The following is a 21,926-nucleotide window of genomic DNA, read 5'->3' on the forward strand; positions in this document are numbered from 1 at the left end:
CATAGAGTTATTATATCATATTGGGGTGAGATCATTGAAACAGTTCTTCAATAAAAAATTTTATATTCCGGCTCTGGTTGTTTTAGTTATATTATTCGGTTTAGCGTTAAAAAGCAACCTTGATGTAGTAAAAGAAATAAAGCCGGCTTCAAATGTTGAAGAGGAAAATACTACGGATAAAACCGTATCAATCAATAAAGAACCTTTATCATCTAATGTAAGCTCGCCAGATATTGCCTTCGATAAACCGGTACCCAACAGCGCCATAACCGAACCGGAAACCAAGCCGACAAATACAAATCAGCAAAAAGATTCAATATCTGCGCTTTCAAACAGCAAAGCCGGCTGGGGGTTAAAAACCAACAATGAGCACCAGCAACCTGAAATTCCCACAAGTATTAACAGCCTATTAAAAAAATACAAGGCTTACTGGATCGGAAACCCAGAAGATAAAATAGTTTATTTAACCTTTGATGAGGGCTATGAAAATGGTTATACACCAAAAATTTTAGATATTTTAAAATCAAATGATGTCAAAGCCGCTTTCTTTGTTACCGGACACTATGTAAAGACACAACCGGACCTGGTTAAAAGAATGGTTGATGAAGGGCATATTGTTGGCAATCATACCGACAGTCATCCCAGCATGCCGGATATTTCCGATGAACAGATTAAACAAGAACTTCAGATTGTGGAAAATGAGTATCAAAATATTACCGACATAAAAGGTATGACTTATTTACGCCCGCCCAAAGGAGAGTACAGTGAACGGACCCTGGCGCTAACCAGTGAAATGGGCTATAGCAGCATTTTCTGGAGCATTGCCCTTGTCGATTGGGTGCCTATGCCCAATGGTTCCGATCAAGCCTATCAAGGGGTTATGGATAAGCTGCATAACGGCGCAGTAATTTTATTGCACGCAATATCAAAAGATGATACCGAAGCATTAGACAAAATTATCAAAGATGTAAAAGCACAGGGTTATACTTTTAAAACATTGGATGATTTGGTTAAGGAGTAGGCAATATTAGCTAATAATCAACGGTTTCAAAAATACTATCCACTTTTTTAATTAGATTAAAATCCGCTAACTCATCTAGCAGTGGCTCTGATACCCAAAGATATTCCAAGTGCTTGGTATCCTTGATCCGCGCCACCCTGCAGCCGTCAAGGCCATTGATACGGCAAGCCGTTTCAATGGCTTCGCACTCGGAAGATAAAGTGCATGGAATTTTTACCGAGCTTAAAATACCCGTGGTAATAGCATTGGTATACATGGTCCGCCAATCTATCAGATCAACAAGTTTACGCGTCGTCAGATCGGCGTACCCAATTCCATGGGCGTTGCCTTTCGTTTCAGGCGTTAATTTTAAAACAACAATTACCGCGTTCTTCAGGCCTTACCCCTTCCAGGATCAGGGCATCACCACGAAAATTATCAACAGCCGCTATACCCCCTAACAGCTTAATATTATCCTCTACTATATCAGCCATTTCGGCAATATGCTGCCCCAATCCGGCGCGATGTACCGCTTGTGCCCCTTCGGCTTACCCAACCCAACTGTCAGCATCTTGGTCAGGCCGCTTTCAATCGGCGCTCTGAACGCCGTGTGCGGTTTTACACGGTTGAACAAAAAAACTCCATCTGCTTCCAAGGCGTATTTATCACAGTAAACCGGAACACCCTGGTTCGTCTGCCCTATTTTAACCCCTTTAGCGCAAGACTTTATCGGCACACCTAAAACCTGTTCAGTAATGCCCATTTCTTTTAAAACCTCGATTTGGCCTTGATCAGTCCCCCCACCGTGGCTTCCCATTGCCGGTATAATAAACGGATTTGCACCCCAGGATCTAAATGTTTCTTTTTGCAATACCTGTCAAGATAACAAATTTATCTTCTTATATCTCCTATAGGGTAATGATAAGGTTGACTGGTTGTTTTCAATACCCTATAATAAGATAACAATCTCTTTGAGAGGTGACTTAGCATGTTGATCGAAGAAATCGGTAAAGGACTATCCATAGCTGACGAAATTAAACTATCCGACATTCCTGATATTAATTTGTATATGGAACAGGTTTTAGTTTTTCTTGACAGCAAACTTGGACATTTAAAAAGAGGCGAAGATGACAAGGTTTTTACCAAAACTATGATTAACAACTATACCAAAGCCGGATTACTACACCCGCCCATAAACAAAAAGTATAACAAAGAACACATTATCTTATTAGCGCTTCTTTACAACCTTAAAAACATATTTTCCATTAGCGATATTAAATCCATCTTTACCCCTGTTTTAAATGATATTGCTAACCGGGCCGACGATATTATTCCACTGGAGGATATATACTCAACATATCTTAAACTAAAGGAAGACGAGTTTGAGGAGTTTTATGCAACTTTTAATGAAAAGTACAAATTAATTAAAGAAAAAACCGGTGAAATCAAGGAAAAAAGTCAAAAGGAACTAGCCGAAGTTTTCCTTACTGTTTTAATGCTCACGGCTCAAGCAAATGCCGCTAAACGATTGGCCGAAAAAATTATAGACAATCATTTTAAAGTCTTAACTGGCACATAAAAAAGGGAGGTGGAAGCCTCCCTTTTACTTTAATTATTCTTATTACCTGTTCCAGTTGCCTTTAGAAACGCCGCCTTTTTTACCTTTGAATTGTTTCATCTGGGCCTGTTGTTCAGGGGTCAGTAAAGACCGGCACTGCTGCCTGCTCTGCTGGACAACACCGTGGATTTTAGCTCTCAGGTCGTTGACCTCATTGATTTTAGCTTCTATTTTGGCACTGTCCGGGTTTGGCTGCAGCTGAAGTTGTTTTAATTCATGCATGCTATCCATAAGTTTAATCCGCAGGTCGCGAGTTTGTGAGTAAGTGTCCTGATCAATTTCACGCATTTTTGACTTTTGCTGTTCTGTCAGGTTTAAAGCCTTGTATTTACTAGCCCATTTGTCACTGTTCAACATACGCGGACCACCGTCACCCTGGCCTATCCCAAAAGCCGCAGCCACATGTAAAATGCTAAAAATAAAAACCAGTGTAACAGTTAAAAGCATTACTTTCTTTTTCACAGTTACACCTCCCTTCCCTCTTTATTGCACGAGCATTAAATTACTTTTTCCGTGCTAATCTTATTTTGCCCAATAATTATTATTAAACTGTGCAAAAAGTATGGAAAAAATGTTAGCCCAAAATATAGGCAGCTATATAAACTCAATGGCGTTTTTGAAGATCTAAAAAGGCTGCCTGAAAAAACAGGCAGCCTTTTTAATATTTTCCAATTACCTAGAAGTGACCGTTGGTCTAATTTAGAGATACTTTTTAGACGGTTTTTCTCCGGCAAAAGAAAACAGTACCTTCTTGTTGTCTACCACAGTTTCTAAATGTACTGCCCGGCCCCAAATTTTATATACGTGGGGCAGTGTTCTTTCCAGGAAATAGATATCAAGGTCGGTCCCCTCATGCAGGTGTTTTAAGTAAAGCTCGCCCCGCTTGCCAAAGTCGCCGTCTTCAACCACTATATAAGGTATCCCGCAGTTATAAAGGCTTTTTACCAGCCCATCTCTTACTATTTCCCAATCCTTATCGGTAACCTTCCAATCGTAGCCCACTTTTTTAAACAGGTACAAATCTAAATCTTCAACCAGTTGTTCTGTTAAATAGTTGCGGATGAAAGATATATCATTTTCAGTTTCCCTGACTTCAAATATTTTCCGCCTGCCCTGTCCTTCTACTCGCCCATACTTCTTCTTCTCTTCCTCGGTCGGTTTATCCCATCTTTTTTCAATATCCTCAAAAATCTTTAAGCCAAGGTGATATGGATTAATCCTGTATTTTGAAGTTTGGATTACACCGGCGTGCATTTTCGCAAATTCCAGCGCTTCTTCCTCATCCAATTCCAGTTCCCTGATTATACGCATATGCCAATAAGATGCCCAACCTTCATTCATAATTTTGGTTTGCATTTGGGGCCAAAAATAGAGCATCTCATTCCGGATAATAGATATTATATCCCGCTGCCATTCCTCAAGATCCCTGGCATGGTTCATCATAAACAGCAGCAAATCTTTTTCCGGCTTTTCAGGAAACTTTTTAACACCGCTTTCCTTATCGCTGTCCCCTTCGCCTTTTTTCTTATCCAGATCCCACAGATCATCATAAGGAGTTGCGTTTTGCTGACTTTTGCCGTGGCTGTCGTGAGCGTGATCTTTGTCTTGGCAGTTTCCCCCGCAACAATTGCCGCCGCTGCAGCTATTCCCCCCACCGCATCCGTGTCCCCCGCAGGACGAACCGCATTTGGTGCCGGCAGTCATTGTTACATCACCGGCAATGTCCCGCTGCGGGTCTACATTCTCCTGCAGTGATATAACAGAGTCAATAAATGCTTCTACCTTGTTCCGGCCGTATTTAAATTCGTAACCCCGAATCCTTTGTGCAGCCGTAGACATGCTTTCAACCATTTTCCTGGAGGTCTTTCTGAAATAGTAATTATTCTTAAAAAAGTCACAGTGGCCCAGGACATGCGCAATAACCATTTTGTTTTGCACCAAACTGTTACCTTCCAACAGAAAAGCGTAACAGGGGTCGGAGTTTATTACCATTTCATAGATCCTGCTGAGGTTATAGTCATACTGAGTCTTCATTTTATGATATGCTTTGCCGAAAGTCCAATGCGAGAACCTGGTGGGCATTCCGTATGCGCCAAATGAATAAATTATATCAGCCGGACAAATTTCAAAATACATATCGTAAAAATTAAGATTAAAGCTTTTTGCTAACGCAATAATTTTTTCAATTGATTCCTCAAGTATCTTCTTCTCTTCCATTGGATGCAAACAAGAAACACCCCCCCGTTACAACCCTGTCTGCGGATTAGGATTAAAAAATTTCTTCAAAGCAGGGTAAACATCCACCTTATCCTTAATGCCTACGCAGGTGAACTTGGGATCGTTAATTTTTTTAAAGGCACTCCTTAAAGTGCTGGAGATGTAATATGGACCTTCAATCTCGCCATAGCCTACCAGGTTGCACACTTTGAGCAGTTCACTTACATACTTGATGCACTTATCATTATCTGATGATAAATTATCACCGTCGGAAAAATGAAACGCATAGATATTGTAATCCTGCGGATTATACCTTTGTTCAATAATATCAAGACCAAGTTTGTAGACTGAAGAACAGCGAGTGCCCCCGCTTGCACCTTTGGTGAAAAATTCTTCTTCCGTGGTTTCTTTGGCTTCAACATGGTGAGCCAAAAAAACTATTTTAACATTCTGATATTTGGTTCTTAAAAATCGCACCATCCAGAAGAAAAAGCTTCGGGCGATATATTTTTCATATGGCCCCATAGAACCGGAAGTATCCATCATGGCTAAAACCACTGCACTGCTTTCATACTTGAAGGTAAGGTCCCAGGTTTTAAACCGCAAATCATCCCTGGAAATACTTTCAAAGCCTTTTTTACCCTTTAAAGCATTGCGCTTTATTGCTTCAATAATCGTTCTTTTCCTGTCTATATTGCTGGTTAGGCCCTTTTTCCTGACGTCTTTAAACTCCAACGCTTCTGAAGCGAGTTCGGGCTTTCTCTTTTGCTGCAAATTAGGTAATCCCAGGTCTTCAAAGATGAGTTGGGCAAGTTCTTCAATGGTAACCTCAGCCTCGTAGTAATCCACACCTGGTTCTTCACCGGCGCCCTGGCCCTTACCGGCACCTTTTTTTTGTTCGCTTCCCAGCAGATCTCCTTCTTTGGTTCCGCCTTCTCCCTGGCCGGTGTGTTTATTCTTACCTGTATCAAAACGAAAATGATATTCCTCCAGTGAACGGATAGGCACTTTTACCACCTTACGCCCATCCGATAAAATAATTGACTCCTCGCTGACCACATCGGCCAGATTTTTTTTGATGGCCTCCCTAACTTTTTCCCGGTGGCGCTCCCGGTCGATCTCACCTTTACGGTGCAATGACCAGTCTTCCCGGGAGACCGTGTATTTGCCGGACATTTTAAACCCTCCTACCTATTCAGCAGGCTACCCACATACTTTAGCAGTTCATTGGCACAAATACTGCAGTAACCGTATTCGTCAATTAGTTTGGCACTAACTTCGTTAATACGTTTAAGTTGCTCGGCATCTGGAGTTTTAGTTGAAGTAGTAATTTTAACCACATCTTTTAAATCTGCAAACAGCTTTTTCTCCACCGCTTCCCGCAGCCGCTCATGGGACCTGTAATCAAAGCGTTTATTTTTTCTGGCATAGGATGAAAGCCTGATTAAAATTTCCTCACGGAAGGTTTTTTTGGCGCTTTCAGTCACCCCTATTTGCTCTTCAATGGAACGCATTAGTTTCTCGTCCGGATCCATTTCCTCATCTGTAATCGGATCTTTAATTTTAACGCCGTTGCAGTAAGCTTCAACGTTATCCAAATAGTTGTCGAACAATATTCGCGCAGATTCCTCGTAAGAGTAAACAAACGCTTTCTGCACTTCTTTCTTGGCTAACTCATCGTACTCTTTCCTGGCAACTGAAATAAAGTTAAGCAGACGCTCCCGCTCTTCCTTGGTGATTGATGGGTGCTGTTCAAGCCCGTCTTTAATTCCCCGCAGCACGTCAAGCGGGTTAATGCACCTGGTTGATGTCCTGATTAACGAGGAGCTTAAACGGTTGATTACATAACGGGGGTCAACACCGCTCATGCCCTCGTCAAGATGCTCAGCCTGCAGTTCTGAAAGATCTTTTTGTTTAAACCCTTCCACATCTTCACCATCGTATAATTTCATCTTTTTAACCACGTCCATGCCCTGCTTCTTACTATCCTTCAACCGGCTTAATACCGAAAAGATACTGGCCACCTTTAAGGCATGGGGCGCAATGTGAACATCTTTAAGATCGCTTTGTTTGATTAACTTATCATAAATTTTTATTTCCTCACTTACTTTTAAGTTGTAGGGAATTTTCATCACAATAATCCTGGACTGTAAAGCTTCATTTTTCTTGTTGCTGATAAAAGCTTTATACTCATTTTCGTTTGTATGAGCCACAATCATTTCATCGGCATAAATCAGAGCAAAGCGGCCAGCTTTAAAGTTACCTTCCTGTGATAGACTGAGCAGGTTCCATAAGAATTTTTCATCACATTTCAACATTTCCTGGAATTCCATAACTCCCCGGTTGGAAATGTTTAATTCACCGTCAAATCTATACGCCCGCGGATCTGATTCTGAGCCGAATTCCGCAATTGTGCTGAAATCTATACTGCCGGTTAAGTCGGCGATATCCTGGGACTTGGGATCGGAGGGCGTAAAAGTTCCAATCCCAACCCTTTTATCTTCGGAAAGGATAACCCTTTCTACCTGGACATTTTCTATATTTCCTCCATACTCCTGTTCCAGCATCATCCTGCAAGACGGGCATAACTCTCCTTCTATGTGCACCCCGTATTCAGCTTCAAACTCACTTCTCAATTCTCTTGGTATCAAATGCAAAGGCTCCTCATGCATAGGGCAGTGTTTAATGCCGTAAACGGCGCCCTGCATGGTCTTGCTGTACTGTTCCAAACCTTTTTTAAGCATTGCCACCAGTGTTGATTTTCCTCCGCTGACAGGCCCCATCAACAGCAGTATGCGCTTGCGCACATCCAGTCTCCGGGCAGCCGGATGAAAATATTCTTCTACAAGTGTTTCTAAAGTTTTATCCAAGCCAAATAGTTCATGACTAAAAAACTTATATCTTTTTCCTCCGCTCTCCAGGGTTTCCACTCCTGCGTCTTTGACCATGTTATAAATCCTAGCATGAGCCAATTGGGTTACCCAGGGCCTCTCTTTGACAATTTGCAGGTAATCTATAAATGTACCTTCCCATGCTTGTTGTTTCTCAAGAGAGCGGAATTCTTCCAACCGCTTTACGAAATCCACCTTTTCACACTCCCCTATTGACGTTTATTTTTTACCTCTGCAGCCCGCCTAGAAGTAATAGTATATTTATATGCAAAGATGTAAAAATAAGTATCTTACCAAACCTGACGGAAATACGCCTATCGCATAAAACCGACAGAATAATCAAGAAAAATGGATAATAAACAAGGAAAATAATTTTTAATTAATCCTAAAAAAATTAAAAACGCCGCTTTAAGCGACGTTTCAGATGTCCCAATGGTTGTTATTTATTTAATGCAATTTAACCACGATAAAGTTCTTTTCGGGCTCCCATAGCTCAGCTAACCCTTTTTCGTTAACCAGTTTATAAATAACCTCATTACCTTCAACCCATGATACCAGGTAGGTCACTAAAATCACCTCCCGGGCGCAGTACATTGTATACAAAATCTTTACCAAAGCTTAACAAAAAACGCCCGGGTCTGCAAGTATTTTTTTTATCCCAGCAACCTTTTTACCATTGCTTCATTAGCTCTCTCTTCAAAGTAATCGTCAAGCTCCGTCAGTTCCCCATCATACCCCTTACGTTCAAGGGCCAGCGTAATCAAATAATCCGTTAGCGCCGGATTTTTTGGCAGTAATGGGCCATGCAGGTAAGAACAAAATACATTATTGTGGCGCGCCCCTTCCGTGCCGTCAATGCCATTGTTACCGTTGCCGCTAACCACTTTGCCCAATGGCATTGTTTGGTTAATGAAGGTTTTGCCGCCGTGGTTTTCAAACCCCACCAGCATCGTTTTTTTACCTGCCAGTTCCGCTTCAACGGCAACGTTGCCTATTAGACGGGCAGCTCCTGCAACTGTATATATATCCAGCAGCCCCAGGCCTGGTATCTCTTTGCCTTCAGGTGTGCGGTAGTATTTCCCCAGCAGTTGATAGCCCCCGCAAATGGCCAGCACCACCAGCTTATTTTCTATTGCCTGATTAAGGTTCTCCACACGCTTACTCATATCAGCGGCAATAAGGTTTTGTTCCCGGTCAGATCCTCCACCGATAAACAAAAAATCCATGTCTGCAAAATTAACCGGGTCGCCCAGATTTATCTCCGTCACTTCAACCCGCCACCCGCGCCACCGGCAGCGCTGCACAAAAGCCAACACATTTCCCCGGTCTCCGTAAAGATTTAACAGGTCAGGATACAGATGACATACCTTGATCTTCACTAAATTTCACCCTCTCGGACATTCCGCTCAAGATCTTTTCCACCGGCCACACAGCCGTATATGTAGCCAGCATACTGATTACCGGACATTCCCCGCTTAAAGCTGTCTGAATGGCCTGGTTATAGTCTTTTTCAATGCTAATTCGAGCAACAGAAGCACCGGCGTATTTTAGCCGCACCGCCATGTCTTCCGCCCTTTGACCGGTACAGATAAAACGCCTGAACCTTTCCTGCTGTTCCATCAGTATTTCAAAATCAACGTCCCACAACCAGGATATATCCCTGCCGTCAGCATCGTTATCGTTAATTGCAATCAACAGGTCCTGTTCTTCATCCCCTTCGAGCAATCCGGCCAGGGCCTGGTTAAATCCCGTAGGGTTTTTCACCAGAGCTAAAACTGCTTTTTTATCCTTGTATTTAAAGGTTTCCATCCGTCCTGTCGCCGGTGAATATTGATTTAAACTGGCTATTATTATATCAGGCTTTAACCCGAGCATTGTGGAAGCTGTAAAAGCAGCCAGCCCGTTATACAGATTATAAAGCCCCTGAACAGGCAACTCCAGCCTCCACTTGGAGCTTCCGCTCCTTACGGCCGCGCCCACTGTCCCGGCCTGGTAATGCTGTACAGCAGTTGCCTCAATATCGGGCACCGGGCGGGCAAAGCCGCACTTAAGACATTTATAATCGCCAAGCTGGCTGTAAATATAAATAGCATAAACAAGAGCCTCACCGCAAAAAGGGCAGAACTTGGCTTCCCTGCTGTAAGATACTCTGCCGGATATTTCCGCAGTCGGCCTTATCCCGTAATATGTGGTTTTGTAGCCGGTCTCCGCCGCTATTCTGGCCACCAGGGGATCATCTGAATTAAGTACCAGCTGTGTGCCAGCCGAAAGCTTTTTAAGTGCTTCTACCACCTTGGATATTGTGGTATCAAGCTCTCCGTACCTGTCCAGCTGATCCCGGAAAAAATTTGTAATTATCACTATCCGGGGCTGAATCCATTTTGTTACCACAGGGAAAGCAGCCTCGTCCACTTCCAGGACAGCATAATCACAATTGACCCTGCCGGTGACAGAACTGAATTTGATAAAAGAGGTAACAACCCCGGTTAAAAGGTTTGCCCCTTCCCGGTTGTTTACAATTTTATGTCCGGCGTGTTCAAGGGCACCGGCCAGCATATTGCTGGTAGTGGTCTTGCCGTTGGTGCCGGTGATCATAATTGCCCCACGACCGGTTTGGCTTTTGTAGTGCTGCAAAATATCCGGATATACACGTAAAGCCAGCATTCCGGGCAGTGAAGACCCACGACCTTTCCCGGTAATCTTGCTCATGAACATGGCGATTTTAGCCAACCATATTGCTGTTAAAAAACGAAAGATCATTTTTACCTCGCTTTATGCACGGTAGTAACTTACACCTTTTTCCTTCGAAAAACTGATTCTCCCCTGTTCAACCAGGAAATCGAGGTGCGCCTGTATTTCAGACAAACCCAGGAAAATATCCCACCCGTGAAGGTTTGGATAAACTTCCTTGCTTAATGCATAAGCATTTAGTTCTCTCCCATTTAACTTATTTAGGATGGTGTTAAACTGCGATTCGTGGTGACGTCTGGCTACGTTTACAGCTCCCCTGTAATCATTAAACACCCCGCCGTGCCCCGGGCAAACCATTCCTATATTGAATCGATCAACTTTATCCAGGCCGTTTAAATATTGTTTCAAAGTCGGTAGACGCTGACCCGGTTTTTCAGGATCTGGCTCAATTACCGGATTGGGAGTGATATGTGGCAGTAAAAAATCCCCGGAAAAAAACGTTTTCTGCTCCGGGTCATACAGACATGTATGTCCGGGGCTGTGTCCGGGAAGGTGAAGGACCTGCAGTTCGCCGTCAGCAAATTTAATGTTATCATCATCTTTCAGTTCTTCAACCCGGCAATTATCTACGTTCGGGCGGGGCAGTTTATCCCTTTCACCATACATTTCAGCCATAACGGTTTGGGGGACTCCGGCCTCTATTACATAGGGCAGTCTTTCCTTTATTAAATCAGTAGTTTTGTCCATCCTTTTTAATTCCCAGGGATGCATAAGTACAGTTGCCCCTGATTTATGGGCTATATCCGACGCCAGGCCGCTATGGTCCGGATGGGCATGCGTTATGACAATCCTCTTGATATCCTTGACATTGCTACCAAGAGATGTAAGCATCCCCTCCAGTACTTTTGCCGCCTTGGCATTATTGGGGCCGGCATCTATCAGCGTCAGCGGATCGCTCTTGATTAAATAAACATTTACCGGGCCAACAGCATATGGAGTTGGTACAATAATCTGAAACACAGAAAGCAATTACAACATCTCCTACCTGCTAAATTAGCAATCATAGACCACTCTTGTACGAAGTGGCAAACATAAAGCGGCATACAGCCGCTCTAATTATATTCCTCATCCACCGCCATTGTAGCCGGTTGAAATTAGTTTTCCGTCCCGCACAATGACCGGTACTTTAGTGGCGCCATACTTTTCCCTGACCAATAACTTTGCCGCAACATCCTCACTGGTATTGATTTCTTTAAAACTAATCCCCTTGGCCCTATAATCTGCTAATGCTTTTTGACAATAAGGGCATCCGGTTTTAGTATAAATAATTGTTTCACTCAATGCCATTTCCCCCAAGTAAAAATTTACCTTACACCGGAAATCACCAGTGTGGCAATATTAGCCGTATCACTTTCTGTTTTAGAAACCTGAAACAGCCAATGGCCGCGAGCGTCAAAAGTAAACCTGGCTTTTCCCTGCTCATCGGTAATAAAACGATGCAAAAATCCCTCACCTTCGTACAGGTGATGGGTAGCCTGTACCTGCACTCCCGGCACTGGTTTGCCGTACAGCATTACAGTTAACTCAATTTCATCTCCCTGATGAAAATCGTGGTATTCCCCCGGTACTATTTCCAATCCCCGATTTATTGCCCGTCCCGTGCCATGGACATGATGGCCAACGGGTACTTGCAACTGAGCCCACCGGCAGGTGCGCACCTGTTCGGAATTCATATCGCAATTCTCCGCCTGCACATTATAAATTCCTTCCGGGCCGCTTTCTGCCACCAGTCTGAAATACATATTTTCATTTTCCTGGATAATTTTAGCGGCACTCTCCCGCCCTGCTGGATCAATAACAATAGCCTTTAGATTTTTGGGCCCGCCCGCTTGCATGCTCTTCATTGCGTGGCCCCAGGCTAGCTTTACCTCAATTGAATCACCGTGATGAAAATGAAGATGTATTGGCTCAAGCCAAATTGAAAGTTCACCTGACAGCATATTGGAATTCACGATAACACCCTCTCGTAACTAAGTTATACAGATACAATACGGCACTATTATAATTATTCCTCCATTGATATCCAATAAAGAAGACTTGGTTCAGGTGGGGTTTTGACCCCACCTGAACCTTAGTCGCACTTATTTCGAGTTTATCGCCGCTTAACTCCATTAGTTGGGGACATTCCTGTCCCCAGAGAAATACCCAAGCTTTAGCAGGTGTGTCCCCTTTCCATATGCGAGGCGGGAGTCTTAGCGGCGGTTAACGAGATTAATAGGCGCAACTCTCTCCTGCCCAGTTTTTCCATTATACCAAAAGCATTATTCATTAAAATACGCGCCCTAATTAGTTTCTTAAAGCGCGCGCTATTTCAATTATCATAAAAGTAACAACAAAGACAAAAACCACCGAGTGTGGATTAAATTTCACGGGTGTCGGAAGCTTTATTTTTCTTATTACTATTCTTGTTACTATTCTTATTTTTTTCATCACAATAATTATCTTTACTTCCTCTGCGATAATTATCGTTGGATTTGTATTTGGATTTGTCTTGGAATCTATCTTGGGATTTATCTTGGAATTTGTCTTGGGATTTTCCTTGAGTTGGATTTTTCATTTCTGCGTTTTTTGATTCTTTTTCTTTACCTGTGTCATTATTATTGTCCGGCCAAGAACCTTGTTTATCGGATCTAAGAAACACTTGTTTTCCCTGTTGTTTTGTTTCTGAATCCCTATTAAAAAGTGTTTGCCTTTGGCCCGGTAGAGCAGTCGTTTGGTTAACCTTGCTCCCCTTGCTCGTATCTTTTCCAGGTTTATCTGCATTGTTTTTTGGCAACTCATCGGTACTTTTATTGTTCCGCTGCTGAGAACTGTTTTTCATACCCTGCAGTTTGGCATAAGGTTGGTTACCTTTTCCTAAAACCGCACCGGGGTTGGCATTTTGAATACATTCCGCTGCATTAATATGCTTTGAAGTTTCTAATTCACGAATTTTTCTTTCTCGCAGTTCTTGATCATTTATTTTGATACCTTTTTTAGCAGCTTCCTGTTGAATAATGTATCGGCCGGGGGTAGTGCCTATCTTCTCCGCTTCTTTAAAGACCTTCGGCTCCGTTTCGCTAACAACTAATTCAGTTTCTAATCCACAAGCATTTATCGGCTGGCGCATCGTGTCATAGATTTCATCAACATTAATACTGGCCTTACCTCCCCACGGTTGATTAGCCGGAGTAACCGTGGCCACAATCAGGTTATCCTTTTCGGGGCTCAGATACCGGCTTTGGATAGCCTGATCGATAATTTTTCTCAAACATTCTTCCAAAGGTTGTTTATTCAAGTTAATATTTTGAAGTAATAATTCGCCGTCTTGATTTAGACCCTTGGCGCTTATAACTATGTCCTTTTTATCCACTCCAAGTTCAATACTCGGGTTAATATCAATGGCTACATATGCCGCTGCTACAGGCGTCAACATTTGAAAAACGAACCAGGCCAAGACAGCAACCAACAGTGACGCCACAGCCATTAGCGGTTTAAAACTTGCAAGAGACAAACTGCGCACAGTTACCTCCCGGCCAACGTCAGTCCCCTCCCGCGGCAAAGGGACTTTTAAAAACCTGCCGTCATTAGTTAAAACAATGCAGTGTTTTCCCTTAATTTCCATGACCATCCCACGACCAGGCGCCACTTCAATCACCTCCTTGCGCTTGTTTAATATAAGCTCTTAAATAGATAAACTCTTCGCGATAATACAACAAAGTTGAAACAGCCAATATATATTTTCTTCCCCGTTCAAGAACTTTTCGACTGATTCCGGTTGCTGCCGATACTTCCTTTAACGGCAGCCTATTGCTCCTGAGTAATTCCGGGTATAGATTGGTTTCAACAATAAATTGCGCTGCTGCAATTAATGTTTTTCTTGTATCTTTATGCCTCGGAGAGACGTTGACTAAATCTGTAAAAGAAATGCCCAGTTGACTTAACCTGTTGCTATAAATTAGAATTTCTTCTTTTCTTTCCTGATCAACAATTTCTGAAACATACTGTTCCCAGGAAGCATTTAATTCCGCACTTTTATCTAAAGCACCGGAGGTTTCTTGACTGGCAAGGTCAACTTTATTCCACCTGGATTCCCTGCGCAGGTAATCTGTAACCCTGCTTCTGATAACAAGGCGCGCAAATGCTGTAAAGGGCACTCCCTGGTCGGTTTTAAACCGGTCGATAGCCTCGTTAAAAGCTATTAATCCAACACTTAGTTCATCATCGGAAGCCCAACTTAAACTTCTACCGCATAAACGACCGGTCACCCCAACAATAAACGGCCTGGCTTCGTTAATTAATTTTTCCCTGGATGCCTCATCTCCATCTTTAATTGCCGCTATATGGGACTCAAACTCATCCCCTAGAAGCACAGCATCACACTCCCCCTGTATCAAGCACCGCCTTCCGTATTATAAATTTCTATATTATACAATACGATGCTGACATCCTGTATTGAGGTACTTTTTTAATTCCGCTTTTTGATATTTTCACTGGCGCAGCTTTCGTCACAGCTTTCACACTTAACTTTTCGGTCACCGGTCATGCAATAATGCAATTTAACATTGCAAATTTCACAGTCACCTTTCTTGGGCAGGCATGGTTCAGCATGAATAACAACTTCCACTCCAGGTATTTTTTGTCTGAGATCCTGTTCAATGCTATCGCATAAAGAGTGGGCTGATATAATTTGCTCGCCCCGCGGAACGATTAAAGTAAAATCGATGTGTCTTTGCGGCCCCGCTTTGCGGGTACGGAGCCTTCTATAGTCGACGTAACTGCCGTTATAAGCTTGCAGCACTTCCTTAATTATATCCTCTTCGTGGTCGGGCAAACGTGCATCCAATATGCTGGCCAGGGACTCATGCACCAAATCATAAGCAGCCTTAAGAATTAATATTGTTACGCCAATGGCAATCAACGGGTCGATTAAATAAAAGCCTGTCAGTTTTATAAGTATTATACCCAACAAAACACCTAACGAGGTTAATACGTCCGTTCGCAAATGCCAGGCATCCGCGGCCAGTGCCGGTGAGTCGGTTTTCTTCGCCACCCGCATCAGCCTGCTGGAAACATACATATTAACCAGTGCGGAAATGCCCATAATCCCCGCGCCCACGCCAAGCGATCTAACCTCGGTTGCTCCATGCAGCAATTTGGGGAGGGATTCCTTAATTATTAATCCTGCGGCCACAAGAATTAAAATAGCTTCCGTAATCGCAGCCAGATTTTCAAATTTACCATGACCGTACCGGTGCACGTCGTCAGCCGGCTTGTTGGACTCCCTAACGGAGGCAAAAGCAATAATCGCCGCGATGAGGTCCAAGCCTGAATGAATGGCTTCTGAGAGTACGCTGATTGAGCCCATCATAACCCCGGCTGTAAGCTTACCCACAGTAAGTATTGAATTAGATATAATAGAAAACTTGGCAACCTTAATCTTTTCTTGATTATCCCAACTGAAATTATCCAAACTAAATCCCCCAGATCCCATCAAAATTAAAGCCCGAAGGTCCTCATCCCCGTTAAAGATGAAGTCCCGCGGGCGTAACCGCTACCTAAATGGCCCGGTCTATTGCGACCTGACTGTAATATTAATATACCATATGCAAAAAGCATAAACAATGTTATTTTAAAATGAAGAAATCTATAGTTTTGAATACTGGCCATCTAATCCAACATCAATTTGTTCAGCAGGTGGCGATTCATCATCCATACCTTTTGTGCTTTCGTAAAAAATTCCGTCATCCCCAACAACATAGGGTATGTGATCAACCAGTTCAGTGTAGCCGATAGGCTCTTCGTCCCCATCCCCGCTTCCATAATAAGCTCCTGCACCGGCGTGCGGGGCATGCTCTTGCCATTTCGCCAGATCCTGCCAGGCATCCTCGGCGTCATATTCATTTTTACCGGTTGCATCGTTATAATCGCGGGCAAAAGGTGGTTCCAAAACATCTTCCTCAACCGGGCGGACGTTGATACGTGGCACAGCTTCTTCATTATCTGCCCGGCAGTCGACGCACTGGGTGGTATAGGGAACTGCTTCCAGACGGTCATAAGGAATCGGCTTGCCGCATGACTCGCATATACCATATGTTCCATCTTTTATCCGCTGCATGGCATGTTTAATTGCCTGCAGCTTAAGCAAGGCATCCTCCCGCAGTGCGAAATCTTTGCTGCGCTCAAAAACTTCGGTTGCCACATCGGCAGGATGCTGGTCATAAGTAGAAAGCTCCTCAATGGAATCTGAAAGAGAAGCACCCAAGCCCTCATCAAAGCCGCTTACCATCGTGTTATATCTCTCTTGTTCTTTATTTATTTTTTGTTCAAAATGTTGCAATTGTTTTTTATCCAAGCTTACACCCCCACTTAATGTTTTCCCAGTTGCATCTGAACTATCTTTACCAATTCTGCAATAAAGCCTCCAATCAAAGGCAGGTTTAAAGACACCAGCTTCTGCAATATTATCACCATGATTGCCCCTAAGATAGCGAAACCCACAGCGATGCCCAAACCTCTGGCAATGCCGCTGATAAAATTCACATAAAGCAGTCTAAGCGGGCTTTGCAGCAGATTTACATACTCTGCCAGTTTCATATTTTCCATGTTCAGGCTTAGTTCCCTGATCCTATCCTCAAGTGATTTTAACTGATTTTCCTGTTTTTGCATAAAGACAACCTCCGGAATCTTTTTTTAATTTACCCCGTAAAGGTTAAAAAAATAAACGGGGATTATCCCCGTTTATCAGACTGAATAATAGCTTATTATATGCAAGCTACACCCAAACTATCTTTTTGCCTTTTCCATTAATTTTAAATCAACCCAAACGGGACTGGCATTGAACATTGAAGAATAAGCACCACTGCTAACCCCGATTATCATTGCCAGAACAAATGTTTTAATCGTAATCCCGCCAATGAAGTACAGTGCCAGCAGCACGAACATAACCGTTAATACCGTATTGATGGAACGGGCCAAGGTTTGCCACAGGCTGATATTGGCCAAGTCCTCCAGCGTTTCTCCCTTTTTACGAGTTTTCATATTCTCTCTGATGCGGTCAAAAATAATAATCGTATCATTAATAGAATAACCTATAATCGTTAGAATAGCAGCTACAAAAGCACTGTCTATTTCGATCTGGAACAACGAAAAAACACCGATCACCACCAAAATATCGTGCAACAAGGCTATAATGGCCGCAATACCTTGCTTAAATTCAAAGCGGAAAGTTATATAGATCAGCATTAACACTGACGCAATCAGCAGCGCCATAATGGCCTTCATAGTCAGTTCCTTGCCGATAACGGGGCCGACCCTTTCATTACGCAGCAGTTGAACATCATGCAGCTTTGTCTGAAGATTGGAAACCAGCTTGGCGCTTTCCTCTTCTTCCAGTTCCACGGTTCTAATTAAGTATGTGTCATTGCCGCTCTGCTGAATGCGTGAAGAACCGTAACCCAGTTGATCCACTGTCTCCCGAACTTGCTGGATTGTAACATCAGGGCCCATTTTAAATTCAATTAGGTTTCCACCTGTAAAATCAATGCCTAAATTTAAACCCCGCGTTATAAGGGAGCCGAGACAGGGCAAAATTACCAACAGCGAAATGATATACCAAATTTTCCTGTGTTTGATAAAATGAAACAATTTCTCTAACCCCCTTACGCCCCATAGTTTTTAACAGATTTAAACAGATTTGTACCCGCCACCAGGTGCAGCATCCACCGGGTCATAGTGATGGCGGTAAACATTGAGGCCAAAATACCAATACTCAAAGTAACCGCAAAACCACGAATCAGGCTTGTCCCAAAGTAGTAGAGAACAACAGCAGCGATCAATGTAGTAACGTTTGCGTCAAAAACCGCAACAAATCCACGTTTGAAACCTGCATCAATGGCTGAGCGAATACTCTTGCCGGAACGCAGTTCCTCTTTCACCCGCTCAAAAATAATTACGTTTGCGTCTACCGCTATACCCAGCGATAAAAGGAAACCTGCTATGCCTGGCAAAGTCATGGTGGCGTGAATCCCGATAAATATTGCAAACACGATTAGCGCGTAGATAATCAGGGCCAGATCGGCAACAGCGCCGGGCACCCGGTAATAAACAAGCATAAATACGAGTATGGCTATAATTCCCACTACACCGGCATTAATTGACCTATCCAGTGAGTCCTGGCCAAGCTGCGGCCCCACCGTTCTTTTCTCCATGACGTCAAGTTGAACAGGCAGCGCGCCGGATCTTAAAAGAATGGCAACTTTATGAGCTTCTTCCAGGTCGGCATACCCGGTTATTCTTGCCTGACCATTGGTGATAGGTTCCTGCACCACCGGATTTTGCAGCATCTGTTCATCTAAATAAATACCGATTGGATTGCCTACGTTGGCGGCTGTCGCCTGGGCAAATTTTCGGGTGCCTTCGGTAGTAAAGGTCAGGTTAACTTCCACCTGTCCGGAGGTAGGGTCTCTGCCTTCAATTGCATCCTTTAAATCAGCGCCCGTTACTATCGTTTGGCCGTCCTGAGTCTTAAATTCCAGAAAGGCAGGTTTAATCATATCTATTACAGCTTTTTCAGGGTCCTCGATGCCTGCCAGTTCCACAATAATCCGGCGGTCGCCCTGGCGCTGGATAATAGGTTCAGCCACACCGGTTTGGTTAATCCTGTTTTCCAGTACGGCAACAGCCTTCCTCATGGTGTCCTCAGTAACTTTGGAAGTTGCCGTATCCTTGGCTTCAAGCACAACGTGCACACCGCCTTGCAAATCCAGGCCCAGAACAATATCCTTTCCCCAGGGCAGCCAGGCAACATTTTTAAAGATGGAAAGAGGCGCCGCTGCAGTTAAACCCACGGATATAACAACCAGCACGATGATAACCAGGGTTAATATTTTACTCCATCTCATCCGTTCTCCCCCTTACAACAATTACAGTAGTCTGGCACCGTTAATTACCAGCTCAAACCTACAATTCAAAAAAACCGCAGCCTTTCGGCACAGCATCATTCTGGTTAGAAAGATTTCAAAGTACTCCATCACAGGTACTATTTCAATATTTGTTTCCAATTCCATCGTAATCGTACGTTTTTTTTCATCAACCCACAGAAAGGAATGTTCCACAGCATAATTGACCCTGTCGTGAATATCAAAAGTAGCAAAATCCTGGTTACGAACCCTTGACCGGTGAACATCGGACTTATCGGCCATAATCAAAGCGGCCGCAACAGTGTTCACCGGTTGACCGTACTGCTCTTCATGGTTGGCAATCGCCGATATGACAGTCGCCACTTCATCCGGGTGCATGCCCATTTGCAACAATATGGGACAGCTGATCGTAGCACCGGAAATACCGTGCTCATTGCGGCTGACCACATTGCCGATATCGTGCATATAACCGGCAATGGCCGCTAATTCGGCCTCACGCTGTTTATAGCTAAGTTTGGTCAATATATTTTTAGCTATGCTGGATACCAGGTTGACATGCCGGTAACTGTGTTCCGTAAAGCCCATAACACCAAGGTATTCATTCCCTTTTCTAATAAAGCTGTCAATTACCGGGTTTTTTTTAATATCATCGAGAGTAACCAATCGCAAACCTCCCGTGTTATGGATGAAATTCACAGAAAAAAGAGTAGACAAGGGTGCCTACTCAAAGATTATTCTTTGTCACTTTCCCCATTGCTATCCGGCAAAACTTGCGATACAGCATTTTTTAAGATTGTAATTCTTACGTTATCTGCAATTTTAACAACAAGTGAATCTTCCTTGACCTTCACTATGGTTCCGTAGATGCCGCCAATGGTGACAATTTTGTTATTAACATTTAAACCTCTTACCATTTCGGCATGTTTTTTCTGTCTTTGCTGCTGGGGTCTGATCATTAGAAACCATAATAGGGCAAATAAGCCGACTATATATAGAATTCCCAGCATAGATTCGTTCAAAACACATACCCCCTTCCTATATAGAATCAAAACATATTAATAATTCTGTACCGCCGGGGATTTCCCTTTTTTTATTTATAAAGAAGACTTGGTTCAGGTGGGGTTTTGACCACACCTGAACCTTAGTCGCACTTATTTCGAGTTTATCGCCGCTTAACTCCATTAGTTGGGGACATTCCTGTCCCCAGAGAAATACCCAAGCTTCAGCAGGTGTGTCCCCTTTCCTTATGCGAGGCGGGAGTCTTAGCGGCGGTTAACGAGATCAATTGTAAGTTAATGTAAATACTTGCCATTATTCAGCATTAAAGCGTTGTAAAAACCGGTCTTTATATTCAACGAAATCTCCATTGGCTATGGCGGCACGAATATCCTCCATCAGCCTTAATACAAAACGGAGATTGTGCAAGGTGGTTAATCTAATTCCCAGAACTTCATTGGCTTTGATTAAATGTCTGATATAAGCCCTGGAATAATTTTTACAGGTATAACAATCACAATCGGGGTCCAGCGGCCTGAAGTCCCTGGCATACTCCGCATTGCGCACCACCAGTTTGCCGTCCCGGGTAAATACTGTTCCGTTACGGGCAATCCGCGTCGGCAACACGCAGTCAAACATATCCACCCCGCGGGAAACACCTTCCAACAGGCAATCAGGCGAACCGACACCCATCAGATAGCGGGGTTTATTCCAGGGCATCTCCGGGACCAGGTAATCCAGAACCTCGTACATGACCGGCTTTGGTTCACCTACGCTTAATCCACCGATACCAAACCCGGGAAACCCAAGCGAGGTTATTTCACTTGCGCTTTTTAAACGCAAATCACGGTAAGTCCCTCCCTGAATAATGCCAAACAACGCCTGGTCCTTTCGGTCGTGCCGGTTTAGACAGCGTTCAGCCCACCGGGTGGTGCGCTCCGTGGCAGCTCGTGCCTCGTCATAACTGCAGGGGTATGGTGCGCACTCATCAAAGGCCATAACTACGTCAGCCCCCAGGGCCATCTGTATTTCCATGGCCTTTTCCGGACTGAAAAAATGTTCCGAGCCGTCAATATGGCTGCGAAAAGTCACTCCCTGATCGGTTATTTTCCGCAGCGGCCCCAGGCTAAAGACTTGAAAGCCACCGCTGTCCGTAAGTATCGGGCCGGGCCAGTTCATAAAATTATGCAATCCTCCGGCCTCAGCCACTATTTCATGTCCCGGACGCAAATACAGGTGATAGGTATTGCCGAGGATCATCGTGCCGCCCACTTCCTGCACTTCCTCAGGCGTCATCGTCTTCACACTGGCCTGGGTGCCCACCGGCATAAACACAGGTGTTTTTATCGTCCCGTGCGGCGTGGTTAGTAAACCCAGCCTGGCCCCGCTTCGTGTATCATTACCTGTTACCTCAAAACTTATCGTCATATACTCCTCCGCCGATTATAAAGAAGACTTGGTTCAGGTGGGGTTTTGACCCCACCTGAACCTTAGTCGCACTTATTTCGAGTTTATCGCCGCTTAACTCCCGCCCGCATGTATAGGCGGGAGTC

The 21,926-nt window shown here is 43.7% G+C and carries 24 protein-coding genes; 2 read left to right on the forward strand and 22 right to left on the reverse strand.

What is annotated here, in order from left to right; all coding sequences use genetic code 11:
- Positions 1-25 precede the first annotated feature (25 nt).
- On the forward strand, positions 26-1,021 hold the full coding sequence (gene pdaA / locus BM056_RS09150; protein ID WP_238456379.1) for a delta-lactam-biosynthetic de-N-acetylase: 996 nt from the start codon (positions 26-28) through the stop codon (positions 1,019-1,021).
- A gap of 10 nt (positions 1,022-1,031) precedes the next feature.
- Here the strand turns inward: pdaA and BM056_RS09155 are convergent, their stop codons facing one another.
- From BM056_RS09155 to BM056_RS09160, 3 genes are all read right to left on the reverse strand, one after another.
- Positions 1,032-1,277 (reverse strand): hypothetical protein, encoded by a 246-nt coding sequence (locus tag BM056_RS09155; RefSeq protein ID WP_092470915.1) that lies wholly within the window; start codon positions 1,275-1,277, stop codon positions 1,032-1,034.
- Positions 1,278-1,356: 79 nt separating this feature from the next.
- Complete coding sequence (locus tag BM056_RS26150; protein WP_165613449.1) at positions 1,357-1,494, reverse strand: hypothetical protein; 138 nt, start codon at positions 1,492-1,494, stop codon at positions 1,357-1,359.
- Entirely contained in the window at positions 1,482-1,871 is a 390-nt protein-coding gene (locus BM056_RS09160; RefSeq protein WP_092470917.1) for a lactate racemase domain-containing protein, read from the reverse strand. Before BM056_RS09160 ends, BM056_RS26150 begins: the two co-directional genes overlap by 13 nt.
- Before the next feature lie 117 nt (positions 1,872-1,988).
- Here BM056_RS09160 and BM056_RS09165 point away from each other — a divergent pair, with 117 nt between their 5' ends.
- Positions 1,989-2,579 (forward strand): DUF1836 domain-containing protein, encoded by a 591-nt coding sequence (locus BM056_RS09165; RefSeq protein ID WP_092470919.1) that lies wholly within the window; start codon positions 1,989-1,991, stop codon positions 2,577-2,579.
- 42 nt (positions 2,580-2,621) lie between these two features.
- Here BM056_RS09165 and BM056_RS09170 read toward each other — a convergent pair whose 3' ends face one another.
- From BM056_RS09170 to tgt, 19 genes are all read right to left on the reverse strand, one after another.
- Positions 2,622-3,080 (reverse strand): Spy/CpxP family protein refolding chaperone, encoded by a 459-nt coding sequence (locus BM056_RS09170; RefSeq protein WP_092470921.1) that lies wholly within the window; start codon positions 3,078-3,080, stop codon positions 2,622-2,624.
- 237 nt (positions 3,081-3,317) lie between these two features.
- Positions 3,318-4,835, reverse strand: a complete 1,518-nt coding sequence (locus BM056_RS09175; RefSeq protein ID WP_092471015.1) for a SpoVR family protein — start codon at positions 4,833-4,835, stop codon at positions 3,318-3,320.
- Between the two features lie 27 nt (positions 4,836-4,862).
- Entirely contained in the window at positions 4,863-6,011 is a 1,149-nt protein-coding gene (gene yhbH / locus BM056_RS09180) for a sporulation protein YhbH (protein WP_092470923.1), read from the reverse strand.
- Positions 6,012-6,022: 11 nt separating this feature from the next.
- Complete coding sequence (locus BM056_RS09185; RefSeq protein WP_092470925.1) at positions 6,023-7,921, reverse strand: PrkA family serine protein kinase; 1,899 nt, start codon at positions 7,919-7,921, stop codon at positions 6,023-6,025.
- Positions 7,922-8,379: 458 nt separating this feature from the next.
- Positions 8,380-9,105 (reverse strand): type 1 glutamine amidotransferase, encoded by a 726-nt coding sequence (locus BM056_RS09190; RefSeq protein WP_435050957.1) that lies wholly within the window; start codon positions 9,103-9,105, stop codon positions 8,380-8,382.
- Positions 9,074-10,486 (reverse strand): Mur ligase family protein, encoded by a 1,413-nt coding sequence (locus BM056_RS09195; RefSeq protein ID WP_092470928.1) that lies wholly within the window; start codon positions 10,484-10,486, stop codon positions 9,074-9,076. Before BM056_RS09195 ends, BM056_RS09190 begins: the two co-directional genes overlap by 32 nt.
- Before the next feature lie 12 nt (positions 10,487-10,498).
- The gene (locus tag BM056_RS09200; RefSeq protein ID WP_238456388.1) at positions 10,499-11,437 is read right to left on the reverse strand and encodes an MBL fold metallo-hydrolase; all 939 of its coding nucleotides are present in this window, start codon (positions 11,435-11,437) and stop codon (positions 10,499-10,501) included.
- 105 nt (positions 11,438-11,542) lie between these two features.
- Positions 11,543-11,758 carry a glutaredoxin family protein gene (locus tag BM056_RS09205; RefSeq protein ID WP_092470932.1) on the reverse strand — a complete coding sequence of 72 codons (216 nt, stop codon included), beginning with the start codon at positions 11,756-11,758 and terminating at the stop codon, positions 11,543-11,545.
- A gap of 23 nt (positions 11,759-11,781) precedes the next feature.
- Positions 11,782-12,417 carry a DUF4198 domain-containing protein gene (locus BM056_RS09210; RefSeq protein WP_238456389.1) on the reverse strand — a complete coding sequence of 212 codons (636 nt, stop codon included), beginning with the start codon at positions 12,415-12,417 and terminating at the stop codon, positions 11,782-11,784.
- Positions 12,418-12,836: 419 nt separating this feature from the next.
- Entirely contained in the window at positions 12,837-14,105 is a 1,269-nt protein-coding gene (locus BM056_RS09215; protein ID WP_092470936.1) for an anti-sigma factor domain-containing protein, read from the reverse strand.
- Between the two features lies 1 nt (position 14,106).
- Positions 14,107-14,829: an RNA polymerase sigma-I factor gene (gene sigI / locus BM056_RS09220; protein ID WP_092470938.1), complete on the reverse strand. Its 723-nt coding sequence runs from the start codon at positions 14,827-14,829 to the stop codon at positions 14,107-14,109.
- Between the two features lie 95 nt (positions 14,830-14,924).
- Positions 14,925-15,929, reverse strand: coding sequence for a cation diffusion facilitator family transporter (locus BM056_RS09225; RefSeq protein WP_238456380.1), 1,005 nt, complete (start codon positions 15,927-15,929; stop codon positions 14,925-14,927).
- Between the two features lie 174 nt (positions 15,930-16,103).
- Positions 16,104-16,811, reverse strand: a complete 708-nt coding sequence (locus BM056_RS09230) for a TraR/DksA C4-type zinc finger protein (protein ID WP_092470942.1) — start codon at positions 16,809-16,811, stop codon at positions 16,104-16,106.
- 14 nt (positions 16,812-16,825) lie between these two features.
- Positions 16,826-17,125, reverse strand: a complete 300-nt coding sequence (locus BM056_RS09235; protein WP_092470944.1) for a DUF5665 domain-containing protein — start codon at positions 17,123-17,125, stop codon at positions 16,826-16,828.
- Between the two features lie 117 nt (positions 17,126-17,242).
- Complete coding sequence (gene secF, locus BM056_RS09240; RefSeq protein ID WP_092470946.1) at positions 17,243-18,103, reverse strand: protein translocase subunit SecF; 861 nt, start codon at positions 18,101-18,103, stop codon at positions 17,243-17,245.
- A 14-nt stretch (positions 18,104-18,117) separates the two neighbouring features.
- Positions 18,118-19,359: a protein translocase subunit SecD gene (gene secD / locus BM056_RS09245; protein WP_092470948.1), complete on the reverse strand. Its 1,242-nt coding sequence runs from the start codon at positions 19,357-19,359 to the stop codon at positions 18,118-18,120.
- A 21-nt stretch (positions 19,360-19,380) separates the two neighbouring features.
- Positions 19,381-20,040, reverse strand: a complete 660-nt coding sequence (locus BM056_RS09250) for an HD domain-containing protein (protein WP_092470950.1) — start codon at positions 20,038-20,040, stop codon at positions 19,381-19,383.
- Between the two features lie 68 nt (positions 20,041-20,108).
- Positions 20,109-20,396: a preprotein translocase subunit YajC gene (gene yajC, locus BM056_RS09255; RefSeq protein WP_238456381.1), complete on the reverse strand. Its 288-nt coding sequence runs from the start codon at positions 20,394-20,396 to the stop codon at positions 20,109-20,111.
- Positions 20,397-20,688: 292 nt separating this feature from the next.
- On the reverse strand, positions 20,689-21,801 hold the full coding sequence (gene tgt / locus BM056_RS09260; protein WP_092470952.1) for a tRNA guanosine(34) transglycosylase Tgt: 1,113 nt from the start codon (positions 21,799-21,801) through the stop codon (positions 20,689-20,691).
- Positions 21,802-21,926: the final 125 nt, after the last annotated feature.

This window comes from Desulfotruncus arcticus DSM 17038 (assembly GCF_900113335.1).
GTDB lineage: Bacteria > Bacillota > Desulfotomaculia > Desulfotomaculales > Desulfallaceae > Desulfotruncus > Desulfotruncus arcticus.

What these genes read in the sequence shown, in the direction of transcription:
- BM056_RS09155 (WP_092470915.1), bottom strand. Translation starts at nt 1,277, where the DNA reads ATGTATACCAATGCTATTACCACGGGTATTTTAAGCTCGGTAAAAATT.
- BM056_RS26150 (WP_165613449.1), bottom strand. Translation starts at nt 1,494, where the DNA reads ATGGCTGATATAGTAGAGGATAATATTAAGCTGTTAGGGGGTATAGCG.
- BM056_RS09165 (WP_092470919.1), top strand. Translation starts at nt 1,989, where the DNA reads ATGTTGATCGAAGAAATCGGTAAAGGACTATCCATAGCTGACGAAATT.
- BM056_RS09175 (WP_092471015.1), bottom strand. Translation starts at nt 4,835, where the DNA reads ATGGAAGAGAAGAAGATACTTGAGGAATCAATTGAAAAAATTATTGCG.
- yhbH (WP_092470923.1), bottom strand. Translation starts at nt 6,011, where the DNA reads ATGTCCGGCAAATACACGGTCTCCCGGGAAGACTGGTCATTGCACCGT.
- BM056_RS09195 (WP_092470928.1), bottom strand. Translation starts at nt 10,486, where the DNA reads ATGATCTTTCGTTTTTTAACAGCAATATGGTTGGCTAAAATCGCCATG.
- BM056_RS09210 (WP_238456389.1), bottom strand. Translation starts at nt 12,417, where the DNA reads ATGCTGTCAGGTGAACTTTCAATTTGGCTTGAGCCAATACATCTTCAT.
- BM056_RS09235 (WP_092470944.1), bottom strand. Translation starts at nt 17,125, where the DNA reads ATGCAAAAACAGGAAAATCAGTTAAAATCACTTGAGGATAGGATCAGG.
- secD (WP_092470948.1), bottom strand. Translation starts at nt 19,359, where the DNA reads ATGAGATGGAGTAAAATATTAACCCTGGTTATCATCGTGCTGGTTGTT.
- tgt (WP_092470952.1), bottom strand. Translation starts at nt 21,801, where the DNA reads ATGACGATAAGTTTTGAGGTAACAGGTAATGATACACGAAGCGGGGCC.